This is a genomic window from Moritella sp. JT01, assembly GCF_001574435.1.
Taxonomy (GTDB): Bacteria; Pseudomonadota; Gammaproteobacteria; order Enterobacterales; family Moritellaceae; genus Moritella.
Genome location: NZ_LOCN01000018.1, coordinates 19040 through 45542, shown reverse-complemented (window position 1 = coordinate 45542; position 26503 = coordinate 19040). Strand labels below are relative to the sequence as shown.

At 39.1% G+C, this 26503-nt stretch carries 29 protein-coding genes; 20 read left to right on the top strand and 9 right to left on the bottom strand.

The genetic code is table 11. From position 1 onward, the window contains the following. Window positions 1–25: 25 nt before the first annotated feature. The gene (locus tag AKG98_RS13975) at window positions 26–964 is read right to left on the bottom strand and encodes a DUF535 family protein (RefSeq protein WP_067046863.1); all 939 of its coding nucleotides are present in this window, start codon (window positions 962–964) and stop codon (window positions 26–28) included. 371 nt (window positions 965–1335) lie between these two features. Here AKG98_RS13975 and AKG98_RS13970 point away from each other — a divergent pair, with 371 nt between their 5' ends. Then, complete coding sequence (locus tag AKG98_RS13970; protein ID WP_067046860.1) at window positions 1336–1758, top strand: PACE efflux transporter; 423 nt, start codon at window positions 1336–1338, stop codon at window positions 1756–1758. Window positions 1759–1890: 132 nt separating this feature from the next. Continuing rightward, window positions 1891–2214, top strand: a complete 324-nt coding sequence (yqfB, locus tag AKG98_RS13965) for a N(4)-acetylcytidine aminohydrolase (protein WP_067046857.1) — start codon at window positions 1891–1893, stop codon at window positions 2212–2214. Here the strand turns inward: yqfB and AKG98_RS13960 are convergent. Further along, window positions 2211–2927, bottom strand: a complete 717-nt coding sequence (locus AKG98_RS13960) for an NADP-dependent oxidoreductase (RefSeq protein ID WP_198155530.1) — start codon at window positions 2925–2927, stop codon at window positions 2211–2213. The two genes, yqfB and AKG98_RS13960, sit on opposite strands and share 4 nt — an antisense overlap. Window positions 2928–2951: 24 nt before the next feature. Next, complete coding sequence (locus tag AKG98_RS22490; protein ID WP_198155528.1) at window positions 2952–3146, bottom strand: hypothetical protein; 195 nt, start codon at window positions 3144–3146, stop codon at window positions 2952–2954. 147 nt (window positions 3147–3293) lie between these two features. On the opposite strand from AKG98_RS22490, the gene AKG98_RS13955 reads away from it, so the two are divergent. Then, complete coding sequence (locus AKG98_RS13955) at window positions 3294–4214, top strand: LysR family transcriptional regulator (RefSeq protein ID WP_067046854.1); 921 nt, start codon at window positions 3294–3296, stop codon at window positions 4212–4214. A 110-nt stretch (window positions 4215–4324) separates the two neighbouring features. On the opposite strand, the gene AKG98_RS13950 is transcribed toward AKG98_RS13955, so the two are convergent. After that, window positions 4325–5146: a lectin ESA-2 gene (locus AKG98_RS13950; RefSeq protein WP_067046851.1), complete on the bottom strand. Its 822-nt coding sequence runs from the start codon at window positions 5144–5146 to the stop codon at window positions 4325–4327. A 287-nt stretch (window positions 5147–5433) separates the two neighbouring features. Here AKG98_RS13950 and AKG98_RS13945 point away from each other — a divergent pair, with 287 nt between their 5' ends. The 5 genes from AKG98_RS13945 (at window position 5434) to AKG98_RS13925 (ending at window position 11264) form a co-directional block, all read left to right on the top strand. After that, complete coding sequence (locus AKG98_RS13945; protein WP_067046848.1) at window positions 5434–6123, top strand: pseudouridine synthase; 690 nt, start codon at window positions 5434–5436, stop codon at window positions 6121–6123. 221 nt (window positions 6124–6344) lie between these two features. Beyond that, a complete protein-coding gene (locus AKG98_RS13940; RefSeq protein ID WP_369814929.1) occupies window positions 6345–7976 on the top strand; it encodes a LytS/YhcK type 5TM receptor domain-containing protein in 1632 nt (543 codons plus the stop codon). Between the two features lie 26 nt (window positions 7977–8002). Beyond that, window positions 8003–8725, top strand: a complete 723-nt coding sequence (locus AKG98_RS13935) for a LytTR family DNA-binding domain-containing protein (RefSeq protein ID WP_067046845.1) — start codon at window positions 8003–8005, stop codon at window positions 8723–8725. 158 nt (window positions 8726–8883) lie between these two features. Next, window positions 8884–10107 (top strand): OFA family MFS transporter, encoded by a 1224-nt coding sequence (locus AKG98_RS13930; protein WP_067046842.1) that lies wholly within the window; start codon window positions 8884–8886, stop codon window positions 10105–10107. 128 nt (window positions 10108–10235) lie between these two features. Beyond that, complete coding sequence (locus AKG98_RS13925; protein WP_067046839.1) at window positions 10236–11264, top strand: ChaN family lipoprotein; 1029 nt, start codon at window positions 10236–10238, stop codon at window positions 11262–11264. 18 nt (window positions 11265–11282) lie between these two features. Here AKG98_RS13925 and AKG98_RS13920 read toward each other — a convergent pair whose 3' ends face one another. Then, the gene (locus AKG98_RS13920; protein WP_067046837.1) at window positions 11283–12224 is read right to left on the bottom strand and encodes a nucleoside recognition domain-containing protein; all 942 of its coding nucleotides are present in this window, start codon (window positions 12222–12224) and stop codon (window positions 11283–11285) included. Between the two features lie 133 nt (window positions 12225–12357). Here AKG98_RS13920 and AKG98_RS13915 point away from each other — a divergent pair, with 133 nt between their 5' ends. Beyond that, on the top strand, window positions 12358–12822 hold the full coding sequence (locus AKG98_RS13915; protein WP_067046834.1) for an Lrp/AsnC family transcriptional regulator: 465 nt from the start codon (window positions 12358–12360) through the stop codon (window positions 12820–12822). Window positions 12823–12844: 22 nt separating this feature from the next. On the opposite strand, the gene AKG98_RS13910 is transcribed toward AKG98_RS13915, so the two are convergent. Beyond that, window positions 12845–13483, bottom strand: coding sequence for an alpha/beta family hydrolase (locus AKG98_RS13910; RefSeq protein ID WP_067046831.1), 639 nt, complete (start codon window positions 13481–13483; stop codon window positions 12845–12847). 179 nt (window positions 13484–13662) lie between these two features. On the opposite strand from AKG98_RS13910, the gene AKG98_RS13905 reads away from it, so the two are divergent. From AKG98_RS13905 to AKG98_RS13895, 3 genes are all read left to right on the top strand, one after another. Then, the gene (locus AKG98_RS13905) at window positions 13663–14040 is read left to right on the top strand and encodes a DUF2237 family protein (RefSeq protein WP_067046828.1); all 378 of its coding nucleotides are present in this window, start codon (window positions 13663–13665) and stop codon (window positions 14038–14040) included. A gap of 156 nt (window positions 14041–14196) precedes the next feature. Continuing rightward, entirely contained in the window at window positions 14197–15165 is a 969-nt protein-coding gene (locus AKG98_RS13900) for a DUF535 family protein (protein WP_067046825.1), read from the top strand. A 95-nt stretch (window positions 15166–15260) separates the two neighbouring features. Continuing rightward, entirely contained in the window at window positions 15261–15578 is a 318-nt protein-coding gene (locus AKG98_RS13895) for a helix-turn-helix transcriptional regulator (protein ID WP_067046821.1), read from the top strand. Window positions 15579–15748: 170 nt separating this feature from the next. Here the strand turns inward: AKG98_RS13895 and AKG98_RS13890 are convergent, their stop codons facing one another. Beyond that, window positions 15749–16267, bottom strand: coding sequence for a cytochrome b (locus AKG98_RS13890; RefSeq protein ID WP_067046819.1), 519 nt, complete (start codon window positions 16265–16267; stop codon window positions 15749–15751). A 135-nt stretch (window positions 16268–16402) separates the two neighbouring features. Further along, window positions 16403–17824 carry a lytic polysaccharide monooxygenase gene (locus AKG98_RS13885; protein WP_067046816.1) on the bottom strand — a complete coding sequence of 474 codons (1422 nt, stop codon included), beginning with the start codon at window positions 17822–17824 and terminating at the stop codon, window positions 16403–16405. 383 nt (window positions 17825–18207) lie between these two features. Between AKG98_RS13885 and AKG98_RS13880 the strand changes: the two genes are divergently transcribed. The 6 genes from AKG98_RS13880 to AKG98_RS13855 all read left to right on the top strand — a co-directional run bounded on the left by AKG98_RS13880 (window position 18208) and on the right by AKG98_RS13855 (window position 23690). After that, on the top strand, window positions 18208–19119 hold the full coding sequence (locus tag AKG98_RS13880) for a helix-turn-helix domain-containing protein (RefSeq protein ID WP_228140301.1): 912 nt from the start codon (window positions 18208–18210) through the stop codon (window positions 19117–19119). Between the two features lie 10 nt (window positions 19120–19129). After that, window positions 19130–20332 carry an EAL domain-containing protein gene (locus AKG98_RS13875; RefSeq protein ID WP_067046810.1) on the top strand — a complete coding sequence of 401 codons (1203 nt, stop codon included), beginning with the start codon at window positions 19130–19132 and terminating at the stop codon, window positions 20330–20332. Next, window positions 20322–20615, top strand: coding sequence for a hypothetical protein (locus AKG98_RS13870; protein WP_067046807.1), 294 nt, complete (start codon window positions 20322–20324; stop codon window positions 20613–20615). The genes AKG98_RS13875 and AKG98_RS13870 overlap by 11 nt, the downstream gene beginning before the upstream one ends. Continuing rightward, a complete protein-coding gene (locus AKG98_RS13865; RefSeq protein WP_067046804.1) occupies window positions 20605–22506 on the top strand; it encodes an ATP-binding protein in 1902 nt (633 codons plus the stop codon). Before AKG98_RS13870 ends, AKG98_RS13865 begins: the two co-directional genes overlap by 11 nt. A 108-nt stretch (window positions 22507–22614) precedes the next feature. Further along, on the top strand, window positions 22615–23010 hold the full coding sequence (locus tag AKG98_RS13860; protein WP_067046801.1) for a DUF3859 domain-containing protein: 396 nt from the start codon (window positions 22615–22617) through the stop codon (window positions 23008–23010). A gap of 44 nt (window positions 23011–23054) precedes the next feature. After that, window positions 23055–23690 carry a hypothetical protein gene (locus AKG98_RS13855; protein WP_067046798.1) on the top strand — a complete coding sequence of 212 codons (636 nt, stop codon included), beginning with the start codon at window positions 23055–23057 and terminating at the stop codon, window positions 23688–23690. A gap of 26 nt (window positions 23691–23716) precedes the next feature. On the opposite strand, the gene AKG98_RS13850 is transcribed toward AKG98_RS13855, so the two are convergent. After that, entirely contained in the window at window positions 23717–24400 is a 684-nt protein-coding gene (locus AKG98_RS13850) for an ureidoglycolate lyase (RefSeq protein ID WP_067046795.1), read from the bottom strand. Window positions 24401–24651: 251 nt separating this feature from the next. Between AKG98_RS13850 and AKG98_RS13845 the strand changes: the two genes are divergently transcribed. Together AKG98_RS13845 and AKG98_RS13840 are read left to right on the top strand one after the other, a co-directional pair. Next, window positions 24652–25749 carry a TauD/TfdA family dioxygenase gene (locus tag AKG98_RS13845; RefSeq protein ID WP_067046792.1) on the top strand — a complete coding sequence of 366 codons (1098 nt, stop codon included), beginning with the start codon at window positions 24652–24654 and terminating at the stop codon, window positions 25747–25749. Between the two features lie 8 nt (window positions 25750–25757). Further along, entirely contained in the window at window positions 25758–26288 is a 531-nt protein-coding gene (locus AKG98_RS13840; RefSeq protein ID WP_228140300.1) for an HD domain-containing protein, read from the top strand. The last annotated feature ends 215 nt before the right edge of the window (window positions 26289–26503 follow it).

Below are 26503 nucleotides of genomic sequence, written 5' to 3'. Positions count from 1 at the left end.
TTGTATCTAGCTGTTGGTTATGTTCTTAGGCAGCTTGATCGTTTTTTATTATTGGATTCACCAGCCAAGGCGCTAAATTTGCCGTCATCTCTATTTCAGCGTCATCTAGCCATTGGTATCGCTTAGTGTACATTTTACGTTTGGTTTTTTTCAATGTCAGTGGATCTTTTCGTGGGGTAAACACTGACAATCCAAACATGTATGGGTCGATTTTTGTCGCTTCAAACTCGTCCCACAAACCATCGTAATCAAAGGTTACTGAGTTTCGTTTAGAGCCTATATAGCGTATTGCTTGATAGATATGACCTTTATTGGAAATCGCTTTTACTTCACTGACCCCTAAAATACGGGACAGCATTAACGCCATTTCAACCAATAATGATTTAGTGCGTAAACCATGTACTGATTTGGTTAGCTCTTTAATCAGCGCATGGCGATTTTCTACTGCATCACGAGGACCTTGCAACATACCAATATGCATTGTTTTAGTATGTGTGCCAGAGATATTACAGGCTAAAGCATAGACACTTTGGTCCTGTTCGTTAACTAAACGAATGCCAATACCACCTTCTCGTCTTGTGCCTCGGTGTAGCTGAATTCGATATGTTTGTTCGCTTAAGCTTTTGAACTCTAAGATGGTAATACCTTCATCAGAAACAACCGCACTCGCGTGTTTCCCAAAAGTCTCATCAATAAACTGGTAATGTTGTGTTAAGTACTTAACACGTTCCGTACTTGACCAGTTAACACAAAGATAAGGTTTTAGCGGCTTTTCTATGACCTCGGGGGTGTTCTTTAATATGAGTTTTAAATTTTCACGGGAAAAAAGAGTCACCATCGCATTGACAGCTTTGCTGTTTGTTACGGCCCAAAAATAGAATCGCCCTTTTTTTTGTATTTTTCTCATACCTTTAGCATTAGGGTAAATAAGATCGGCGAAGTCAAAGATGTTAGTTGTAGACATCAGTTTGTTATTCCTAGTTGGGCTATTATTTAGATTTTAAAGTGAGGTTTATTACATTGTTCAATATTTGTATCTTACGATATTAACACCTTTAATGTCGAATTTATATGGAATCTAGCGCCACATTAATTTCATTTAACCTTACCGTTATGCAGGGTTATTATACTAAAAATAGTGCTTTTAACTAATTATCTTTTGTATGTGTTTGTAAGGTTAGGGGGGAACTGCCGCTTAATGTATCCGAAAAACAGATGGAAACTGACTTTTAGTTATGTTTTTTCGCTATAGAATAGCCGTCATAATAAATATTTATAAAAGTATGATTACGATAATGATTGTGACATACAGATTGATGATGTGGAGGACTAAAGATGAGAACAAGATTAGACCGTATTAGACACGCGATTTTATTTGAGATAATTGGCCTAGTGGCGATTATGGGTATATTAAGCCAGTTAGGTTTTGAGCTTGGTCATGTCGGTGCTATGGGCGTATTGTTTTCGGTTGTGGCGACGGGTTGGAACTATGTATACAACATTGGTTTTGATAAATACATGTTGAAAAAAATGGGAACCGTGACGAAAACAACCCTGATCCGTATTGTGCATAGCATCGGTTTTGAAGGCGGCTTACTGTTTTTAACTATCCCGTTTATGGCGTGGTTTTTAGACTTAAGCTTATGGGATGCGTTTGTGCTTGATATCGGCATGGTTGTTTTCTATTTGTTTTACGCTTATATCTATAACTTGGCATACGATAAGCTATTTCCAGTGCCTGAGATGGCAGCCCAATAGATCTCTTCAAAAGACGGTGACTGAATAGAGTCACCGTGTTTTTCTTCACTTGCCTTTAGCTATTAATATTAGTCTAATTCGCTTTTCTCTTGATATAATAGTCAGCTCTTCTTTTTTATTGTTGAACTCCGCATGACACAACCAACCACAATGACCTTTTTCGAACGTTTTGAAACCGATATTCTTTCTGGAAAAAAGACCATTACTATTCGTGATGAAACAGAAAAATTTTATGTCCCAGGTTCGACGGTGACCGTTTCTACGTTAGAAGGTGGACGTGAATTTTGCCAACTATCCATCCTCTCCGTAGATCCCATTTTATTTACTGAGTTGGCTGATTACCATGCTGAGCAAGAAAACATGACATTAGCAGTGCTTAAAGGTGTGATCCAAGATATTTATCCCGGGATTGAGCAGCTATATGTCGTGTCTTATAAGCTCGTTGGTGCGGATTAATCGATAATTTGTAGCACGATCTTACCACGCGCGCGTTGTGACTCACTTAACGCATGTGCTTGCTTAACATCTTCTAATGGAAATATCTTATCTATGTGTACGCTCATTTGGCCATTATCAATGAGTGTCGCAATGCTTTGAAGATCGGCCGCGTTAGGTGTCACCCACCAACGCTGTGCATTGACGTTTTTTTCTGCCGCCTGGGCGATATTGACGTCATCCAATAAAGACACTAACTCACCATCGTTTTTAATGACTTGTAATGAACGTTGTAAAATATCATCACCACCGACGGCGGCAAGTACGCTATCTACTTCATCAATCACATCTTCAAAGCGTTGAGTACGGTAATCAATGAATTCGTCGACGCCTAAATTTTTTACAAAATCTGCTTTCGATGCAGACGCGGTGCCGATGACATAAGCACCAAGTGATTTGGCAATTTGAACTGCAAAGCTGCCGACACCTCCTGATGCGTTATGAATAAGAACCCTGTCGCCAGCCTTTAATTTACAGCCATATACAAGAGACTGCCAAGCTGTTGTTGCTGCCAGTGGTACTGCGGCAGCTGTTAGGGTATCTATCGATTTTGGTTTTGTTGCAACAAGGTTACTATCAACGGCAATATACTCTGCGTAAGCACCTTGTTTTGCAATTGGGGCATAAGTAAAAACGGCATCACCGATGCTGAAATTGTTAACATCTTTGCCCATTTCCGCTATTTCACCAGCCGCATCTCACCCCAATATTAAAGGTAATTGGTGCTCACCACTGCTTTGTAAAAATCCTTCTCGTACCATCCAATCGACAGGATTAACCGCCGCGCCATGTACTTTAATTAGCACTTGGTTATCTGCAATTTCAGGTTTGGTTAATTCACCTAAAGTAAGTTGGTCTGCATTTCCGTATTGTTCGATATAAATAGCTTTCATGATGCCTTCCTTGTCTTGTTTCGTTGATGTAGTTAATTTGCCAAAAATAATTAATATCGTCTAATTGATTGTTTGGATGATACATATTGATGTTGTCAATATGTTAAATTACACTGGTTGTATTCCTTACTTAATCAATACAGAGATATGGCCAACCTAGATTTAAATTTGATGGTTATTTTTGATGCCATCATGCAAGAGCAATCCATTACGCTTGCAGCACAACGGTTATCAATGACACAGCCATCTGTGTCGAATGCAGTTTCTCGAATGCGCCATGTTTGGCAGGACCCATTATTTGTTAAAAAAGGGCGAGGGATAAGACCGACACCTTTTGCGGAATCGATGTGGCGAGAGATTGAAGCGCCGTTACATTCAATTAGAAGTGCTTCTCAGCAGCAGGCATTTGATATTCGTGGTATTAAACGCACTTTTCGTATTGCGCTTACAGATTGGATGGTTGATATATTTTGGCTGCCATTACGGCAATTGATTGAGGAGCAAGCGCCTGACATTAATATTCACGCAGTACCCTATGCTGTAAACGGAGAACGGCTATTGCTGGATGCCGATGTTGATATGGTGCTCGATTATTACGAAGGCAGTAATGAGCGAGTGAAAACGCAATGGTTGTTTGATAATCATTTTGTCTGTGCGATGCGGGCAGAACATCCGTTGGTAAATCAAACATTAGACTTAACAACATTTGCGCAAGCGGAGCATTTATTGATGTCATTGTCAGGTGATGCGTCAGGAGGTGTTGATACGATATTGAGCAAGCAAGGTCTGGAGCGGCGTATCGCGATGACTGTGAATCACTGCTATAACTTGCCGAAGCTACTTGAAAATACCAATTTGATCACGACTATTCCGCTGCCTGTGATCTTAGACAGCGTTAAGTCTGGCCAGTTAGTTGTACGTAAGTTACCTTTTGATTTAGAACCCGGTCCGATATCCATGTCTTGGCACCTACGTAATGATCGTGATCCAGCGTTACAGTGGTTAAGGAAAAAGGTGTTAGAAGTGTTGCAGGTACACTTAAATCCAAGATTGGAGTCGCTATTATAAATGAGTGGGTGTTTATTGTTTAAAACCGTGTATTTAGCGTAGTAAGCTAGATGTAATTAATATAACTTGCCCTCTCTGCACATGCTAAAGGGCAAGCAGACTAATTATGTTTACTCAGTTACAAGCGCACGACTAAACTCTATTTCGGCTTTAAAACCAATTGCACCTTCACCACGATAAGTCATTTCACCAACTAATTGTTTTCCTTCATTGTCTGATGTGAATTTTAATTGAATTACGAGTTGATTATTTCTGCCTCCGATGATCATATCGCCACCACGATGCCAAGGGGCTGAAGTGCCACCCCATTGATTGTATACTTCAAATGTATTGCCAATTATGTGTGTAGCTTTAAAACCAATAGCACCTTCACCTTCGTACACCATCGTACCTTCGAATGTTTTTCCATTATCGGGAGAGGTGATATCCATAGAGACAACATTTTGATTATCACGACCGCTTAATACCCAAGTGCCACCTTCGTGCCAAGGCGCTGAAGTACCACCCCATTGGTTTTTAACCGTATACGCAGAGGTTAAATTGCCTTTAAAGCCAATAGGACCTTCCCCGTTATAAACCATAATACCAACAAGGTTTTCGGTATTGTTATTCGTTTCTACGTTAAGCTTGATGCATTTTTGGTTATCTCGGCCGCCAATGGTCCAGATGCCATCTTCATGCCAGTCACCCGAAGCGCCACCCCATCGTACTTGAGCGCGATAAGCATTACCGTATTCAGCAGTGGCTCTAAAATCAATAGGTCCTTCGTTCTTGTAATTGATAACACCGGTAAACGTTTCACCGTTATCATTCGATTCGATGTCTATGTTAACTACAAGCTGATTGTCACGACCACCTAGAACCCATGTTGAACCTTGCTGCCAAGGTGCTGAAGTACCACCCCATTGGTTTTGTACTTGATATGCCGACATATTAAATTCCTTTTAATGATTAGTTTTCACGTTGATTTAAATATAAATTGAGTATTTCATTAATCATTTAACAACCCCTTTAGAGGTATTTTAAGCGTATGTCTCAACGAATATTTTCACAATGAAGAACAGAATAATAAAGCTAGGATCATTCAATTATATCGAGTAGTACCAGAATCATTGTCGCGTAATGTTACCTCGTACGGATTGTGAGTTTTTACACTAATTTGATTATTACTGCTGAACAAGGATAATAGCGCTCTTTATCTGATAAAGAATTTAGTTTAATGCGCCTTGATAAATTTGTTTGTAAAAGTACTGAGTTAAGCCGAACCGAAGCAACCGCTATGATAAGTGGTGGTTGTGTCGCGGTTAATAACGCAGTCGTTTGTGATGTGGCAACGCAGGTGCATGAAAACAATCATATCTGTTTAAATGGCAAGACGCTGACAGCAAGAGCGTCTCGTTATATCCTCATGCATAAACCTGCTGATACTATTTGCTCTAATATCGATGAAGCTTACCCGTCATTATTTAATTATATCGATGTCGCTAATGCATCCGAATTACATGTTGCAGGGCGCTTAGATGCAGATACGACTGGGCTCGTATTGGTAACAGATGATGGGCGTTGGTCATTTAATATTATTACCCCAACCAAGCATTGCCAAAAGATCTATCGTGTTGGCTTATCTCGCTCAATTAGCGATGATGTTGCCGCTAAATTTGCCCATGGCGTACTATTACAAGGTGAGCAGCAATTAACACGTCCGGCAATCTTAGAGGTTGTATCACCGAAAGAAGTATTACTGACAATTACCGAAGGTAAATTTCATCAAGTGAAGCGTATGTTTGCAGCTGTAGGGAATCGGGTGGTGAGCTTACATCGCGAAAAAATTGGCGCGATACAGTTGGATGTTGAAGTCGGGCTGTGGCGTTATTTAACCGATGATGAAGTGAATTCATTTGCCAGTTGATGTCCTAACGTCTAGATAAATAAGCCTAAAGCGTTGCAGCAGGGATGATGACGAACGCCATTTTGGCTATGTCATTGATCACTCTGAATATAATGTAGAGTATTATGTTTAAAATCAAACAATTAATAGAGTGAAGTTGATATCGAGGGTACAATCACAGCGTAAATATCTTTTATGTGATGAAATTAAGGCTTTTCTCTGTGTACACCGAACAATTTATGATGTTGCTGGCGGTATTTGAGCGCGCAGCACTGATGCTCATGGCATTATTTTTCTTAACACGCACCAATTTATTCCAACATATTGTTATCAAAACCCGACGAAACCCCGTTGAAACAGCCCTCATCTCGGTACTTTTCATTCTATTTGCTGTTTTTAGTAACTACACGGGTGTCAATGTTGAAGGGTCTCTCATCAATGTTCGCATTATTGCCGTCTTATCTGGTGGGATCATTTTTGGTCCTTGGGTGGCTATTCCTGCGGGCATTATTTCAGGTTTACACCGCTATATTATCGACATGGACGGACCAACATCATTAGCTTGTTTAATTTCCAGTACGATTGCGGGATTATTAGCAACTTGGATCCATTTTCGATGCCACAAAAAATCTTACGCAAAATGGGGCATTATTGTCGGTATGCTCTGCGAGATTTTAACCATGATTTTAATTGTGATCCTATCTGAAGATAAGGAACTCGCGTACACGATTGTTGAACACATTAGCGTGCCGATGATTGGTGGTGCTGTATGCATTGGGCTTATTATCAAATTGGTTCAAGATTTAGATGACGAAAAAGATTTAATCGCCGCCAAACAAGCAAAACTTGCCCTCGATATCGCCAATAAAACCTTACCTTACTTTCGCAATAATCACCGCGACTCGCTGACCAAAGTATGCAGTATTATTCGTAAAGAAACGAATGCAGACGCCGTCGCTATTACCGATGTAAAAGACGTATTGGCTTATGTTGGTATTGGTCAAAAAAACTACTTGGATACTTACCACAAGATCAGTGAAATGACCCAGCAGGCGGTTAATACGGGCGAACAAATAATTAGTAATAATCTTAATGTACACGGCTTTCATTCGCTGTTAATTATCCCATTGTGGGAAAGCGGCGTAGTTAGCGGTACGTTTAAAATATTTTATCGCCAACCACACCGTATTCGACCGTCATTACGTGAAATGACCATCGGCTTATCGCAACTGATTTCCACTCAAATGGAAGTTTCACGTCTTGAGCAGTTGAAAACCATGGCGAGTAAAGCAGAGCTTTCTGCATTACAAAGTAAAATTAACCCACACTTTTTGTTCAATACTTTGAATGCCATTTCCACACTAGTACGTATTAATCCCGATAAAGCCCGTCAATTGATAGCCAATTTAGCCGACTTTTTACGTTATAACCTAGAACGTAATAATGACTTGATCGATATCCAAGAAGAATTACAACAAGTAAGAGATTATGTCGCTATTGAGCAAGCTCGATTTGGTGATAAGCTCGAAGTTATATTTGATGTTGATGATGTGCATCCAACTATTCCTTGTTTATTGATTCAACCCTTGGTAGAGAATGCAATTCAGCATGGTATTCAACCTTCTTGCCAGCCCGGTAAAGTCAATATTTCGGTAAAGCGCGATGCGCAACGCTTCAAAATCACTATTCAAAATACTGGGATAGGAATTAGCCAACACGTCATTGATAAGCTCTATAACGGCACGATGGAAAGCCATCATATTGGTTTAATGAATGTGCATCAGCGGATCTTATTATTATATGGTGAGGGTTTGTATATTAAACGTCTTGAGCAAGGCACTGAAATAGTATTTTACGTCAATGAATTGAATTGAATAGAATAGAAAGGAAAGGTAACAGCATGTTGAAAGCCCTGATCGTCGAAGATGAATATTTAGCAAGGGAAGAACTGACATATTTAATTGAACGCTATAGTAATATCGAGATTATCGCTACCTTTGATGATGGTTTAGAAGCCTTTAAGTATCTGCAAACTAATAAGGTCGATATCGCTTTTTTAGACATTAATGTACCGTCAATTGATGGTATGTTACTCGCACGTAATATCCATCAATTTTCTGAAAAACCACATATTGTGTTTACCACCGCTTATAAAGAATTTGCAGTGGATGCATTTGAACTAGAGGCCTTTGATTATTTATTAAAACCACTGAATGAAAAGCGTATTATTGGGCTATTAGCCAAGTTAGAAGCGACTCACCAATGCCAAGCCATCCAGCCTGAAGAAGTCAGAGCTAAAACCATTAATTTGATTAAGGATAACCGTATTTTCGTTACCGCCATCGATGATATTTATTATGCGGTAGCTAATGAGAAGGTGACTAATGTGTTTACTAAAGAAGATGCTTTTATTGTCCCTTTTACCATGAGTGAATTAATCAATCGCTTACCTGAACCGCGCTTTTTTCGCAGTCATCGTTCTTACTGTGTAAACATAGATAAAATTCAGGAGATCATCCCTTGGCTGAACTGTACCTATCAACTCAAAGTGCGTGACATCGGCAGTGAAATACCCGTCAGTCGCAGCAATATAAAAGCATTTCGTGAATTAATGAAATTGTAATTCATACCGTTATATTGCACTTCATACCGTACTCATTGCATCTCATTTTTTATTGTTTTCCGCCTATTGTTATCTCCTGCGGACCCCGTATTTTAGTGGCTTAACAAGGTGATCAATACCGTCGCCTTCATGCTTTTCAATTCGTTGGAGATTTACCTATGACGACTCAAATATCAAACCGAGATCGACTATTTACGTTGCTTGGCACTATCATCACCCAATTTGCATTAGGGTCGGTGTATACGTGGAGTCTATTTAATTCACAACTGGCAGATAAGTTATCTGTGCCGGTTAGCCGTGTGGCTTTTTCTTTTGGTATTTTAAGTTTATCGTTAGCCATTGCATCATCATTATCTGGCAAACTGCAAGAACGTTTCGGTGTGCGTAAAGTGACCATTTGCGCGGGTTTATTACTGGGTGCGAGCTTATCGCTAACCGCCTATGCTTCGAACCTGATCTTACTGTATGTATTCGCGGGTTTGTTAGTGGGCTTTGCCGATGGTACTGGTTACCTGATGACTCTATCTAATTGTGTGAAACTCTTTCCCGAGCGTAAAGGTTTGGTCTCTGCGTGTGCCATTGGTGCATACGGTTTAGGCAGTCTTGGTTTTAAATATATTAATATGTATTTCCTAACCAATAGTGGATTAGAAAGTACCTTTAATACTTGGGGGTTAATTGCCATGGTCATGGTTATTATTGGTGGTCTAATGATGAAAGACGCACCCAAGCAAGAACCACAAATGGCAGATGCAACGCCTGTTCGTGATTACACCCTCGCAGAGGCTGTGAAAAGCTCACAGTTTTGGATGCTGGCATTGGTGTTTTTAACAGTTTGCATGAGCGGTTTGTATGTTATTGGTGTCGCTAAAGATATCGGCGAGGGTTATGAGCATTTACCTATGGCGGTTGCTGCAAGTTCGGTTGCGATTATTGCCATTGCTAATCTAAGTGGTCGTTTAGTACTAGGGGTGCTTTCAGATAGTGTTAGTCGTATTAAAGTGATCGCAATTGCACTGTTTATCTGCTTAGCTGGCGTATCTGCATTACTTTTTGCTGAGCAAAGTATGTTCAGTTTCTACTTTGCCTTGGTATGTATCGCTTTTAGTTTTGGTGGCACTATCACCGTGTTCCCATCATTGATCAGTGATTTCTTCGGCTTAAACAACCTGACAAAAAACTATGGCTTAATTTACCTTGGTTTTGGTATTGGCAGTATCATTGGTTCTATCGTTGCATCAGTGTTCGGTGGGTTTGCGGCAACCTTCTATCTTATGTTAGGGCTATTAGTCATCTCGCTTATTATTACACTCACGATCAAGTTGCCGGGGTCACAGCCAACCAGTCTTCCTCGTTCATCACGAAATAATCTTCCAGCCTAGTCTGGTAAGGTTTAGTACGTCGCGAGCGCTTGCATGAACGTTGCTTATTTAAAGAGCGATATAATACGCGGTTTGTTATTGCAAATGAGATGTATTACTATTGGTGGTCGTTATTATTAGGGTGTTATATGTTTATTTTTTCTCAACTATGTTCTCCATCAGCAAATGTATTCAAAAATTATAAACGCAGTGTAATGAGTGTCATGCTTGTTTCCGTACTTGCGGGTTGTGCAACCTCTCCATCATTTAAAGAGGTTGTTAAAGATAACATTTCATCGGAAGTGACTACTTACTTTGAATATAACTTACAGTCTCCCTCTGGTCAGGATATTAACTTAAAACGCTTTGTTGCTGACATCCAAGATGCCGATGTTGTGCTGGTGGGTGAATGGCATACTCATACTGGTATTCATCGTTTTCAAACTGAATTATTACAAAGCATGATTGCAGATAATGACAATGTAACGTTGTCGATGGAGCAATTTACCCGTGATAAACAAGCGATTGTTAATGCTTACTTGGCGGGTGAAATAGGGGAGGGAACGTTAATAAAACAGGGTAATGCATGGCCAAATTATACCAGTGATTATCGCCCGTTAGTGGAGTTAGCCAAAGCCAATAAAATTGATATTATCGCGGCTAATGCACCTAAAAATATTATCCGCTGTATCGCCAAAGAAGGCATCAGCTATGTTGATAAATTACCAGCGGATGAACGCACTTGGTTAGCTGCGAATATTAATATCCAAGACTCGCCGTACAAAACCCACTTTATGGCGTCGATGCATCATGGAGATGAAAGTCAAAACGACAATAAATTTGCTTCACAAGTGACGTGGGATGAAACCATGGCGGAGAGTATTGTTAACTATTTAGCGCGTAATCCGAATAAACAAGTGATGCACATCGCGGGTAAATTTCATACCGAAAATGGTCTGGGAACGGCTGCGAGTATCCTTGCACGCGCACCTGAATTAAAAGTGGTTATTGTCACCCCTGTTGATGTAAATGCTGAGCTCACCATCGCAGAGAAAGCGACAAGTGACTATCGCCTGCAGGTTATTACGCCACCCAAACAATTCGTGAAAGAAGCGAATATGATGGCGTCATTTAAAGGCTTATCTAAGCGTAATGATAAGTTAACGTGTATTGAATAAATGCGTTAAGAAGTCTTTTTAACTGGTTTTAGTGATCGAGCAGGACGGTGATTCCTGCTCGATGAAACGCGCTAAAATCGCAATGACAATAAAACCAAACAGCAAGCGTCCCCATAAAATAGACATCAGATCGGCACCCAATAATAAGATCAAGATGGTATCTTCAATAATGCTGTGCGTTAAGCCTAAAAAGCAGACGGCCAGAAAAATATCACGCTTACTGATCTTGCCTGTACGCGCCTCATCAATTAATAATCCGGCACCAAAACTCAAGCCTAATACTAAGCCAATCACACAGACATTAGTGGTTCCTTTACCTATGGTTAGCGCTTTCAAAAACGGTGATAACAAGGTCTGAATCAGTTTTTCAATACCACACCATTTTAATAAGCGCAGTAATATCATCAGGGCAGCAATGATAAAGAAGATAGAAGCCAGCATGGTTAATTGGGCTATACCCCAATCAAATAGGCTTGAGGATGCGGGCGTAGGTTGCCAAACGATAACGGCAGGTTGTTGCTGCCAGTTTCCCAATAAATAGACTTGATTGGTGATCATACCCAGTATAAAACCACAGCCAATCCGCAGGGGTAAGGTCACGCGCCAAGATATCCCCGATAACTTAGCGACCGCACCTTCAATAGGTAATGCATGCGCCAGTAGCATCATGATGCCAAGGACTGACACTTGGGCGACGGTGAGTGGATTGTCGCCTGCTAAATCAAAAAACACCGCCATGCCCGTATAAATATTGGTGAGCATGGCGGTTGCCCATACCAGCCCCATTTCTTTTGGCAAGCCAACTAAACTCATCAACGGCGCGAGTAGTTTACCTAACCATTGAGTACCGCCAATCATATCTAGTATCTTGACGATAATAAGCGCAGGAACCATGACTTTAAGCAATGTGAGATAAACGCGCCAGACATCGAGGAATAAAGATTTTAAGGTTGTTAGCATGTGACCGTTTCCATGGTTGCGAAATGAATAAGTGTTTTTATGCAGTCTATTATATTCAAGTCGCTAGAAATCATTTCAATAATCGGGTACAAATATGGGTATATATTTCTTATTTACTGAGGTTTAGTTAATTATGTTTCTCGATAGCATTGATAAAACAATTTTACGCCAGTTACAGCAAGATGCTTCAGTGAGTAATTTACAATTAGCCTCTATGATTGGCCTATCGCCACCGGCTTGTTTTAAGCGCGTCAAGAAGTTAAAAAGTGAAGGCATTATAGCCAGCCAAGTTGTATTACTAGACCAAGATAAACTCGGTGCATGTTTACACATGATTGTGAATGTGGAGATGGAACGAGATAGGTTAGACTTGAATGATGGCTTTATCAAACATATTCGCACCGCTCCTGAAGTCAGAGAGTGTTATCAAGTTACTGGTGAAATTGATTTTGTATTATTGGTGACGGTTGAAAATATGCAGGATTATGACGGTTTTTGCCAACGCCACTTGTACAGTGACCCGAATGTGAAAAACTTTAAAACGCAAATATCAATGAACAGAGTTAAATATGATACTTGCGCTGTGATCCCTGATTAGCTGGCTAAAGTGATTAAGACGCTTATGCTAATACCTGCTTAATAAACGCCGCCATATTATCGATGGTTTTCTTCATGTGTGCTTGATGAGTAAAACCACTTTTTACTCTGGGTTTTAAATCATGATCACCGTCTTCTAACCATAGCCATTCAATGTTATCTGGTAATCCATAGCTATCGACTTCTTCTTTAGTACCTAACTTGTCGCGTTCACCCTGAGCAATGAAAACCGCTTGTCTAATTAACGGGAAATGTTCGGTACGTAGTGATTCAGGTTTATTCGCTGGATGGAAAGGAAAACCTAAACAGGCGATGCCTTTTATTTTAGAATTTACGGTCAACGTATCTGTCGTCGGATCGGATGCGACTAAACTTGCCATGCGCCCACCCATTGATTTCCCCCCAATAACCATAGGTTGGTCAATGCTGGCAATAAGCTGTTGGTACTGGGCGATTAATTTAGGTGCACGCTCTGGTGGTCGGCGAGTACCGTTATCAACACGTTGTTGCATATAAGGAAAGTTGAAACGAGCAACACGAATACCGTGTAAGGCTAATCCTTTGGCGATTGCTTCCATAAAGTCAGCAGTGGCAGGCGCGCCAGCACCGTGAGCGAATACAAATAGTGGGCCATCAACAGGGCCGTTATAAATGAGTTCCATGATCTTCCTATGCCGTGAGTAGTATCTATGCGTGATAACGCATTAAAAGTCCATTATACGCGATTGCTTATGGAATCGTTATTAGATCATCAGATTAGCCTAATAGACGGCTAAAATAATAAGTGCTAGTGTTATTAGCTTGGGCTTAACTTTAATTCTAATCATAAAAGGCGTTCGTAATGGAAATGTATGATTCAGTCAATGTATTTGGTGAGCAATTGGAATTGTGTGGTGAAGATCCTGTCGCCGGTTTTTATCGTGATGGAGCCTGCAATACTTGCAGTCAAGATGTCGGCTCGCATACGGTATGCATTGAAGCCTCGGCCGAATTTTTAGAATATTCTCGTTTTAAAGGCAATGATTTATCAACCCCTGTACCTGACTCGGATTTTAAAGGCTTACGGGCGGGTGACCGTTGGTGTTTGTGTGCAGCGCGTTGGTTACAGGCGTTAGAAGATAATATGGCGCCCAGAGTTTATTTGAAAAGAACCCATATTCACGCATTAGAGATCGTGCCTATGGCGTTACTTAAACGCTATGCAATGGATTTGAGTTAATCAATTCAGGATATTACCTTAGTATTTTCACTGTAAATACCTTTGAGACTGTAAGTGTATTGACATACGCTTACAGTATTTTTATTTCCGATTAGGTATTTTGGGTGTATATATGACAATTATTTATGAGTAGTGTCCATAATTAAGGTATCAAGAATGCACAGCAAAAGTATCCGAGAGTTAAGTTGGCTAGCCTACCCAGACTTGAGCGAAAATCAGTTTTCTAATGTGAAAAAGAAACCGAAAAGCTATCGTTCTAAGTTTGTATTGCGGGCAAGGATTTATTATCCGTATTTCCGTCAGTTTCAACAGGGTATTGATAGCCGTTATCTCGAGTTATTATTAAAGCAAGATGTACGTTTTTTGGGTAAAATATTTCGCCCTTATCTTCACCTTGGTAATGGTATTGCGCGCCGAACTAAATTAGTTATTGGACATTATCGATTTATTAGCCAATGCTTACCGGCACACACTGGATTCGCTATCTATGAACAAAGTCAGGGTATTGAAGTAACCAAATTTACGGTTGGAGAAGATGAATATCGTGTGACGCTTAGCTATTATGCACCAAATCATAAAGAAGGTGATTTGTGCATGAAGCTGTGGGAGCCGAATGGTAATCTTTTTTATTCTATCACTTTCAGCGTTTTTGATGATCCTATTGTTGGCCGAACTATTACGGTTGGTGGTATTCAAGGTCCGAAAAGTACCCCTGAAATTAACGATAAAATCAAATATTTTACTAAGCAGCATTTTGGTCAGAGACCTAAAGATCTTATGGTTAAAATACTGACTATTATAGCTAATGTTTGGGATGTAAAGTTGCTTCAACTTGTGACTAACGAAGCGCATATGTACAGTTCAAAACGTTATAATAGTAATAATGATAAAATTAAAACAAATTATAACAAGCACTGGGAGTCGCTAGGTGCGACTAAATACAATAAAAATCTGTATCAACTTGATCTGCTTGAAGTGAGAAAATCACCGGAAGATATTAAACGTAGTAAACGTGCAATGTATCGTAAACGCTATGAGTGGCTTGATGAATTAAAGCAAGAGATCAGTGTAAAGCTGGCTCTTAAAGTAACCGACAATACAAGTACCACTAATCGCCCTGATTAACTTGTCTGTTGTTATACGTTATCTATTGGCGCTGTGAATATGTTTCTGCTAATATCGAAATATATGTTATTAGAGGGTTAGGTGGAGATATAAACATGGATATTGATATTATTGCGAAAGCACTGAAAGAACTTGGGCATCCCACACGATTAACTATTTTTAAATGTGTTATCCGTGCGGGTTATCAGGGGGTTGCGGTTGGTGGTTTACAAGAACGGTTATCAATTCCAGGTTCGACATTATCGCATCATATTTCTAGTCTAGCATCTGCTGGATTAATCTCTCAGCGCCGTGAAGGACGTACTTTGTACTGCGTGGCAGAGTATGAAAAATTACAATCTGTGATTGGTTTTTTACAAGATGAGTGCTGTATTGATGAAGTGAAGAGCAATGCTGCAGAATCTGAACAGTAATTATTTATTACTGATATTCGTTCCGTAACTTAATATGAATACGGAACGATATTAAATAGTACAGTTTATTTGCTTCCGTCATCAACTACATTCACCACGTAGTTCATCGACTTGAGTTTGTCTACGACTACGGGTAAAACGCTATTTCGCGTAGGACCATCCTCCATGACTTAAATCATTCTTTTCAAAATACGTCTGCCCATCATTTCATGCTTTATTAACGCGGCTAAGTGACACACGACTAATGCAGCTAATAATCGGCAGGTATACAAATGTACCGTTTCAAAAAACTGAATACTACTTTGCTGTTGAAGCAGTTGTGGGATGGTAAATAATTGAAACACAGTCACATCATGATCCATCATCAATACGCCACTGACTAGAACCAATGAAACCAGTACATAGAGTAAGGTATGTCCGACGTGGGCGAGTTTGACTTCTAATGTAGACATCGCGGGATGTGCTTGGGGTGTACCTTGTTTTATTCGGTGGTAAATACGCCAACAAAATAGTGGAATAAATACCGTTGTTATCGATACGTTGAAACTTAATATTTCGGATTTAATATGCATTTCTAGCTCGAAAAAGGCAATGTATAACCCTGATATACTTGCCCACAAGATAACGAAAGCTGAAATCCAATGAAGATATTTCGCGGTTATATCAAATTTTTGGGTGAGTTTACTCATCTGCTTTCCTTCTTTTGACACGAAAAAAAACAGCGAAAATATGATTTACGCTGTTTTTCAAGTTGACCTCTTTTTAAAAGGATAATGTTTTAATGACTTGTGTATAAGGACTTATTCACAAGGGTTAACCTAGTGCTATGCACACGGCCCGACTAATACCCAACCTGAATACTGTGTATCAGGTGTTCTGCCGACATCTGTCCAACGTTCTGCACGGTAAACATTACCTTGGTAAGAAACTTCATTACCTGGTTTGTATTGCTTGCTGATATCAATTGCTTGAATATCTTGGCAGTCACCAGGGATGTCAGCATCAAGGATTTTGAAGCTATTTGATTCTTGTAATGATAGGTTGCTGTTATCGTTCGAGTTGGCAATTGAGACCAGTTTAAACGTGCCTGCGGTTGCATTGTTGAGTGATATTGTAAAGTGCTCAACAGTGTCATTAACATTTTTAGATTTTGATGCGATGGCTTTATTATTTGCATCAAAGATAGTATTGGTGACATTTAAGTTACCGACAGCTTCAATGCTAAACGAGACATTAACAGTATTGTTGTCAATTATATATTCATCTTCTAGACCTAAAACGGTAATGCTGTCATCAACAGGAACGTCACCTTTAATGATATCAACTTCGACAGAGCTAAGCTTAGAGTCCGCTTTTAAGTAGATAGGGTTATTACCATAAAGAGGGGTAAACATATCGTTGTCACTTTTTGCACCCGCTTGCGCATCGGTTTGATTCGCATTAATTGCAGTGGCTAGGTTGTAAGACCACGTATTTTTTTTACCATTGGCAGCTGAGTTAATTTCAATGATGGTTTCAGTGGTGAATGAACCTACCGATGAATCAAAGAAGCGGGCTTTTACTTTATCACCGACGGCTAAGTCTTCTTGTGGTGCAATCGTGGTGCTTTGCTCCCAAACATCGGGTGGTGGTGGGGTTACACCGTCTTCAAATTCTACATCGATAACATTATAGAACGCATTCGCGGTATCGTCGATCGTCCAAACGGAAAGAATAACCTGATAACCACTGCGCGCTGGTACGTTACAGCTGTGTGCCTTGCCTAAATTTTTCAGTGGTTGTTGGCCGCCCATATCAATGACACAGAAAGGATTGGCTAAATCAAAAGATGCGCGGGTTAGTGGTGCGTTTTGGTCCCAATCAGGCTTGGTGATGTAATAAACATAATCGGTGGTTTTATGGTTAGCTGTGCTAAACCAGTGAAAATCATTAAAACCCGCTTGGATTTTAGTTTTATACCATTTGTTTGATGATTGCAGATCAAGCACATCAAATGACCCGCCTTTTTGTGCAGATGCGATCTTACCGTCTACAGGACCTGTAGCTGGAAAGCCTTTTGGCGCTTCTAAGCTTTGTCTATCGTATGAAGCATTTGCACAATCATTTTTAGCTCCATTGTCTGCATGACATAAATTAACGCGAGAAGGAAATGCACCTGCTACATACCCGTGTGCAATAGCGAATGTTGGTGCTAAAGCTGCGGATATAGCTAAGGCACTGAGTGACGTTAATATTATTTTTCTCATATTGAAACTCCATGTTCATCAATTAAAAATGTGCAGGTATAGAGCATATTTGATGCCCGATTGTTGCGTGATGTAGCATAACGAGCCGTTATATCTACCACCAGAGTAATATTTTATACATATGTATAAACATATGCCTAGTTGAGATGTCAATATTTATGCATGCTTCGCATGTAGGCATTTATTAAAATAAAATTAAAATTATTACTGTGGAATTAGTGCCTGCATGAGCATATATTTATAAATCTATTGTTTGGTGGCATTTTTATTTTTAACTTGGTGACGTTGAATAATGAAAGTAATTAGGTTTGTTATAACGGCATTCGATATAATTGGAAGTGAAGATGGTATATAAAATATACTCTTATCAAAAAGCTGTAATAATGAGGGTATTCTCAAGTTTTTTAAGGAAAGTACGCACAGAACATGACCTTTCCCAAGAGGGCTTACGTGCTTTATTAAATGAGAGAAGCCATTCCTTTGATAGCTTAGATACTATCTCAATCAGTCGTTGGGAACGTGGTATCAACACACCTTCTTTAACGAAACAGTCAGAAATAGCAGAGATATTTGATGATGATTTGTTTAATATCTACAGTTCAAATGCAGATTTTGTAAAAGAAAGTTCATCTTTTATTCAACTTTCGTCTTGCGTCAAGAATGATAAAGTTACTCACCCTTATTATAAGAATGAGCAATACTATACTCAATCAATGCTACCTGAGCATGCAGACTTTGAGTCGATGTTAGAGCTTTGTTTGATGTATGAGGGTAATCCCCGCTTATTTCCAACACGTCAAAAAATTACGACTACAGAGTCGCTAAAACCACTCACTTTAGTATCTGCTTTTTGTAGTTTGAACCAATTAGTGGGACATTGCTTATTTTGCAAGGTAACCACGAAAGCATTATTTGAATTTATGAATAGCAGCATAGGTATTCTGGAATTACTGAATATTTCGAAAAAAGACCGAGCGAATGTATTGGTCGTACTCTCTTCTTTTGGTGTCTCCCCACAAATTGATAATCATATGATGTCTGTCTACCTTAATCAGCTAGCGACAGATAAAGCGATTGAATATTTAAGTTTTAGTATTTGTGATAGCAAATTGAAACAAAAATTGATGCAGATGAAAATCCCCATGTTTAAAGTCAAACCAATCGAACACCAATCTAAAATCATTCAGAATTATTCGTTTATTATGAGTCGTTCTGAAGTCATGGCAAACCGAAATATGCTGATGCTTTCAGTTATACCAACACGAGAAATACAGCCTACGAATGTCGGTATATAGCGGAGTAATTATGAATATTTTGATTGTCGATGACCAAAAATTTGTCCGAGAAGCGATTAAAGCCGATCTTGTCGAGAGTACCTTTGAATATGATTTTCAGATGTTTGAAGCTGAAGATGCAAATCAAGGTATTGAAACCATTGTTGCTACCGAAGGTAATATTGATTTACTGATATTGGATTTGAAAATGAATAACAGCGATGGAATGGAGGTGATTAACTTTTTATCTGTACACGCATGTTATTCCAATATCCCACTTGCCGTTATTAGCTCTTCGGATAAACGGACTCTTGGGTTAGTCGGTAGTATTGTTAGTAGCTTGAAACTGAATTTAGTTGGGGTCTTTGAAAAACCGATTAATGTGGGCTTTATTTTAGCGCAAGTGACACGCTTACAAAATCAGTATGGCAATGAAATACGAGTGAAACCACCCGAAAGTGTACCTGGTTATGATATAGATAAGCTGCTTGAAGATGAACAAATATTACTTTGTTTTCAACCTCAAGTGGATATAAAAAGTAAATGTATCATAGGCTTTGAAGTGTTAGCCAGAATGTACGATGAAAATGGTTATATTTATCCCGATACGTTTTTACCTTTGATTGATAAAGCAGGATTGAATGTTGATTTTACTAAGATCATTATCACTAAAGCATTTAAATTCTGGGCACATGAAAAGATGTTGTCGGCTTATACACTGTCGATTAATGTCACGGCGGAAGACTTGATCAGTGATAATTTAATTGATTATATCATCCGGCATAAACAAGCGCATGCGGACATCAAGTTAATTTTAGAACTGACCGAGTCACAAGAGATTATTAATCAAGCCAGCGTATTAAACGCTATTGCACGACTGATTATTAATGATATCAGTATTTCACTGGATGATTTTGGTAAAAGTTATTCGACCTATGAACGCTTAGATACCATCCCTTTTAATGAAATCAAAATTGATCGCTCTTTTGTGTGTGATATTGATACCAATGAACAACACCACCTCATTGTTGAGTCTACGATCGCCTTAGCTAAAAAAATGTCTGTGAGTGTCGTTGCTGAAGGTATTGAGACTGAAAGTGTGCTTAATATTTTAGCCGAACTTGGCTGTGATATAGCGCAAGGATACTTATATAGTCCGCCAATTGAAGGCCGCTATTTAAAAGCTTGGGTTCATCGTTACGTGCATAAGGATACTGCTATTAATGAACATTGATATTCGTGACAGTCTACGCCACTTTTTTTGGGGGTATAGCGAAGAAAGACGCTTGCCTTTATACCGAGCATTGGTCGAAGAGTTAGTTAATATTCACCAGCAAACGGCCTTAGTTGACAATGATGATAAGCTCAATGCGCTAAAGCATCAGCTTAAAGGAATATGCCGCTATCTATCTCTTTCTCTTGATGAACAGATAAATATGATGGCTACGCTTCGGCAGTTACATTGTCTTGCTGATAACATTCACGGGCAAGTTGCAGCGATTGAAGATGAATTATAAATTTAATATTCACAGTTATATTTGTGTTTGTGTTTTATTTACTACGGTGCTTGTTACTTTATTTGTCAGTCATAGTTTAGAAGAATTTAAACGTAATCATGATAAAAAAGTGGTTACTCTAATGGCGTTTAGTCAAGAAAAGCATTTACAACATAAACTTATTATTAATGCGGTTAAATCTTTTTTTAAATCATCAGTAAGGGTAAAAAAAAACGAGTTTTCTATTTTTACCCGAGAATTGTTGGGCGCAAGAGAAGCGCTAATTTTTACCTTAACACCTGAGATGACGCTAGGTTATATTTCGGATGAAAAGTTTGCACCTAAATTGGAACAATTAAAAACTATTTTAGATGAACATGGCAAGCTTAGAGGGACACTTGATAACTATGAATTGATCGGTGTGAATATCAGTGCTCCCCATATGCCGTATTTATTTTATGGTACACCAATAAAGCGCCTGTTATTTAACATCAATAAATTGAACGATACTTGTTTGCAATATTCTTCATCACAACTCTCTGTTAAGAATCAAAACTGTATGATGCAATCAACAAGTATGATATCTGGGTTGTTTAGTTATAATACCAAACTTAAAATTAGCCTCCCAGAGTATAACTTTGATTATACGCTAAGTATCGGCTCGCGGGCGTCACCGTCAATGATCATTGAGTTTTTTTGCGTCATATTATCCTTGATATTTATCTGTTCGCTTATTTTTGTGTTGCTGTATTTTAAATTAGAGAATAAGCGTTTATTTCAACGTATTACGAGGGAAAACAAACTAAATGTCGCGATGGTTTCAAGTATTAATCATGAAATTCGAACGCCGATTAATGCGTTATTAGGTTATAGTCAAATGTTAAGGGATATGCCTCAAATCAGTGATGAACATAGTGTACTTATTGATAAGATGCAGTGGTCGGCTAATTTACTGTATTCAGTAGCAGAAAACACCTTGAATTACAGCAAGTCAACTGCAGGGGCTTTAGTATTAGACAGCACTCCGGTCAATACCTTGCAATGCATAGGTAACATCCAAGATTATTATAACAAGTTGAGCATACCTGCTGGTAAAACATTAGATTTTCATGTCAGTGAGACGTTACCAGCAGTAATCAGTGTAGATAGCGCTAAATTATTTCAAGTTATCACCAACATGATTAATAACGCATTGAAATACAGTACGGGTAAAGCTGTACGTTGCCATATTGATATTTGTCAGCGCGCAGGTTTTAACGAGGAGTCAATAATTCGTGGTTATTATATACGTATTTTGATCCAAGACTCTGGACTTGGCATGTCAACATTAACCAAAGAATTACTTATTAATCCTTTCACTGTGGATGCTAAATCGAAGCTCAAACATGTCTCGAGTATTGGGTTAGGACTTTATACCTGTAACCAATTATTAGCTCAGATCGGTGGCAAGCTAAGGCTGCACAGTGTTAAAAATGAAGGTACTAAAATCATGCTTCACTTTCCATGTCAGTTTGATCCATCAAGATTATCACAACGATTAAATCCGATACATTACCGTGAGATGCATATTTTAATTGTCGACGATAATAGCTTTAATCTGGAAGTATGTAATGCGATGCTGGCAGAAAAACAGTTTAATACTGTCTGCGTGAATAACTCTAAAATGGCGTTAACCCAATTTGTGAATGCAGAACCCGATGTTGTGATTGTTGATTATCAGTTAGATGAGATGAATGGCTTGGAATTAATTGCCAAAATGAAATGTATTCAAGCGAATGCGCAAACCCAATATTTTATTTTATCGGCTAATAATAAAAATGAGATAGTTGATAGTGCATGTCATCCCGATATTTACTTTATGCAAAAGCCGTTTAATACCGCGATATTTTTAAGTTGCTTGGGAAAAAAATAATTAATTCGTCATTGTGGGGTGGTATTTACATCTTCCCACAAGCGTTCGTCATCGGTATTATACGGTGTTATTGATCGCATTAATTTCTGATTATCCCTAGGTGAAGCAATGGCTAAATACAAACCCGTCACTAAAATGCAAACATATGGCATTCATTCTCAATGGCAGAGTAAATCAAAAGACTTACCGAGTATTCAGCAGTTCACGACAAATATTCCTGCCGAAATTGATATTGAGTTTGGCTTTATAGTTAATATTAAAAAAGCCCGTGGTGCCAAGATCCGTTTTTGTATTGCACACCCAGGTATTTTAGATGCTGAAGGCAATGTGCGTATGCCATTTACTGGGGAAGTCCATGTGACGAATAACGATTGGCAATTTTACTTAGGTGATACGGTGTGGCAGCCGATTACAGATAAATGTGGTGACTGGCGGATGACTATTGAACTCGATAATAAAATCTTAGCCGATAAAACTTTTAATATATCCCTCGAACACTGCTAAAATCCAACCATCATTATTATGTATAACCAACAAAGGCAGCAATTGTGGACGTTTTTATTTCCAAAAAAATTGATAACTCAGCGTTAAGATCGCATCCGTGGACGAATATGGTATCGGATGAGTCGAGTGTATACATGGACTTTAAACGACAGCCTAAGTTGATCCGTAGTGCATTAGAAGATCTGCTGCCATTTAATACATGGGACTTTGTTGAACAGTTTTATAGCTTAATTGAGTGGGTAAATGGTTCAAGCTCGCTATTGGAAAGTAACGATTGTGTATTTAATGCGGTAGAAGATAACCGAGATCAACAATATCCATATGCGAAAAAATGCAGCGCACGGTTAATGATCTTGTTTCGAGATATTCCCGAAAATTGTCAGGCCAAAAGCATTAATTGGTTAATGAATAATATTCAATCAATGGCATCGTCGATGAAACCTAGCTTCAACGCTGGCGCGATTGGTTTATCGCAATCACCAACATGTTATTTAGCACTCGGAGATAAACCAGATACTGGTGGCATGGGTCATCAAGTGACGCTAAACTTTTTTGCTTACGGCAATAATGAACAGGATTGTTATGAGAGCATGAAAGACGTACTAAAGATTGCCCAACATGCTCTATTACGTGTGAATATGCGTATTAAAAATGGCGACGTGGATGCGCTGTACCGTTAAATATCATGTTTAAAAATCACGGTGTATTATGTTGGTAACTGAGTTAAATCAACACGTAATAAGCAGTTAAACTCTTTGCCAAAATCAACCGATACACGGGCATGTACGGCCCCTTGTTTATCGGAGAATTCTTGTTCTCCTTCAATGGCAAATACGCCTTCGTGCCAAATATCGGCATGTATATAGGCGCCGCGTTCACCACTGAAATAAAAGCACACAAAATCTTGTGGTTTCACGTCATCGCCAGGCAGTGCCAGTGGCACTAAGAATGGCTGGTTAGATTTAGGATAAAACATCTGACCACCATCGGGATGATAGTTGGCGTGCCATAAGATCAGCTGGCTTGGTTTGTCATTATGGGTATCTACAGCGATTTCTGGGCGTTGGTTATAACCGATAATATAATGACCATCGACGGCTTTATTTCGACCAAATAAGTAATCACCTTTCCAAGTACTAATAAAGGTCCCTTCAGTCACCCCACCTTCATCACCTGTATCTTCATCGACTTTTCGCCAGCCTTGGGCTGGCCAGCGTGTAATTTCGATGTCAAAAGACTCAGGGTTATCGACAAAAAAACCATAACCTTTTAGGCTTTCTGCAGTGGCTTCAATAATAGGAATATCCAATAAAGTCAGGTCTGACGCGATATCAGGGGTGAGATAATTTGGAACAGTATTTGTAACCGTTTTTGAAACAATAGGTGTCATGTTAGTGCTCTATTTTAGTTGAATACACCATTAAACTAGCATCGAATTATTTAATTTTAATGACAATGACAAGGTTTCATATTATCGAAATAATAACCGCATAAAACTGTCACATACCCAGTCTAGAATATGCGTCATAAATACTTATCTATTGTGTAGATAGGTATCGATTAATTTATCAATAAATCAGTGCAGTAAGGGATTATGATGATCTTATTGCATTGGTGTTTTTTGGATAACAGGACTTGTCTATGTTTACACTACACGCTTCTCACCTTATTTATAATAATCAGCCTTTTCATTATTTTTGGTTAAAAGATAATTGTCGTTGCAACGACTGTTTACATTCGTCTGGGCAACGCTTGCAAGAGATCCTTGATTTAGATTTAGCGATAAAACCCGAAGTGGTGACTATTGAAGATGATAGTTTAGTGATCACTTGGCAAGATGGACATTGCAGTCATTACAGTCAAGACTTCCTAGACAGTATGCAGCGTTGTGAGGACAAGGCGGATCGAGTATTGTGGGATGGGCAGTTAGCCGCATCAGGCATCACCTTTAGCTATCCAGATGTGCTGAATAGTAATACGATTAAACGTGACTGGTTACGTGCTGTGAATCAATTTGGTGTCGCATTTCTACAAGATGTACCTAATGTAGATAAACAGTTATTAGATGTTGTGGCGCAGTTTGGTTTTGTTCGCGACACCAATTATGGCTGTCATTTCGACGTTATCTCTGAAGAAAATCCGGTTAATTTAGCCTATACCCCAAAACCGTTAAGCCTGCATACCGATAATGCTTATCGCCATCCAGTACCGACATTACAGTTATTACATTGCTTAGTGAGTGCTGAACAGGGCGGAATAACCGCGTTAACGGATGGATTTTATGCCGCGCAATTATTACAACAACGTTTTCCAAAGCAGTATGAGTTATTAACCTCGACGCCAGTGACTTATCGCTTTAAGAATGATGAGACGCATCTTGAACATGCCGGTTATATCATTGAGTTAAACAATAGCGGTGAGCTAGAGCGAATCCGCTTAAATAACCGCGCTATCCAAGCGATTAAATTACCGTTTACAGAGATGGCTGCATTTTATGAAGCGTATCAAAATTTCAGCCGACTTTTGCACAGTGAAGAATGTAAATTCTTGTGTACCTTGCAACCGGGCGAACTGATGATCTTTAATAATGAGCGTATTTTACATGGCCGAGAAGTAGCAGCAGAAGGGGCGCGTCACCTACAAGGTTGTTATGCCGATATTGATTCTTTAAAAAGTACCTTAGCGGTAATTGAGACTAAGTTAGAGACGAAATTACAGGGTAACGTGGAGATTAAATAATGGATATTATGGCGTTTATTAAACAGCAGTTCGAAGAAAATGGTCATGTGGCTTATGGCGAACACATTTCAATGGGTGAACATATGCTGCAATCGGCCTATTATGCCGAGCAAAAAAATAGCTGTGACGCGATCATTACCGCCGCCTTATTGCATGATTTTGGCCATTTGATCTTAGAATTACCTGAAGACATTACCGAGAACGGCATTGATGGTTATCATGAAGATGTAGGGGCTAAATTTTTAGCGCCGTATTTTCCGAAACAAATCATTGATGGTATAGCGCTGCATGTGCAAGCAAAGCGTTATATGTGCGCTGTAAAACCAAAATATCATGGTCAACTGAGTCAAGCATCGCAAGATACACTTACCGTACAAGGCGGGCCTATGAATACGAAAGAAATTACAGCTTTCGAACAAGAACCGTTTTATAAAGATGCATTACAAGTCCGTTTGTTTGATGATCTTGGTAAACATGTCGAATTAGAACATCCTGATTTAACGCATTACTTACGTATTGCGCAGCAGTTTGTAGTGTAGCGTATTCATTCACTTTGATTAGTATTACCTTGTAGTTATATATACTCAACGTGTAATCATTTTATTACACGTCTTTTAACTCAGTATTATATTTATTGTTTCGTGTTGGGTAAAACGATTAATTAATCGATATCGACTAGCGTTCTTTTCAATCCTGACAAACTTTACACTCGTTGACCCCAATCTCCTCATTTCCTCCATATTTCCCTGCCTAT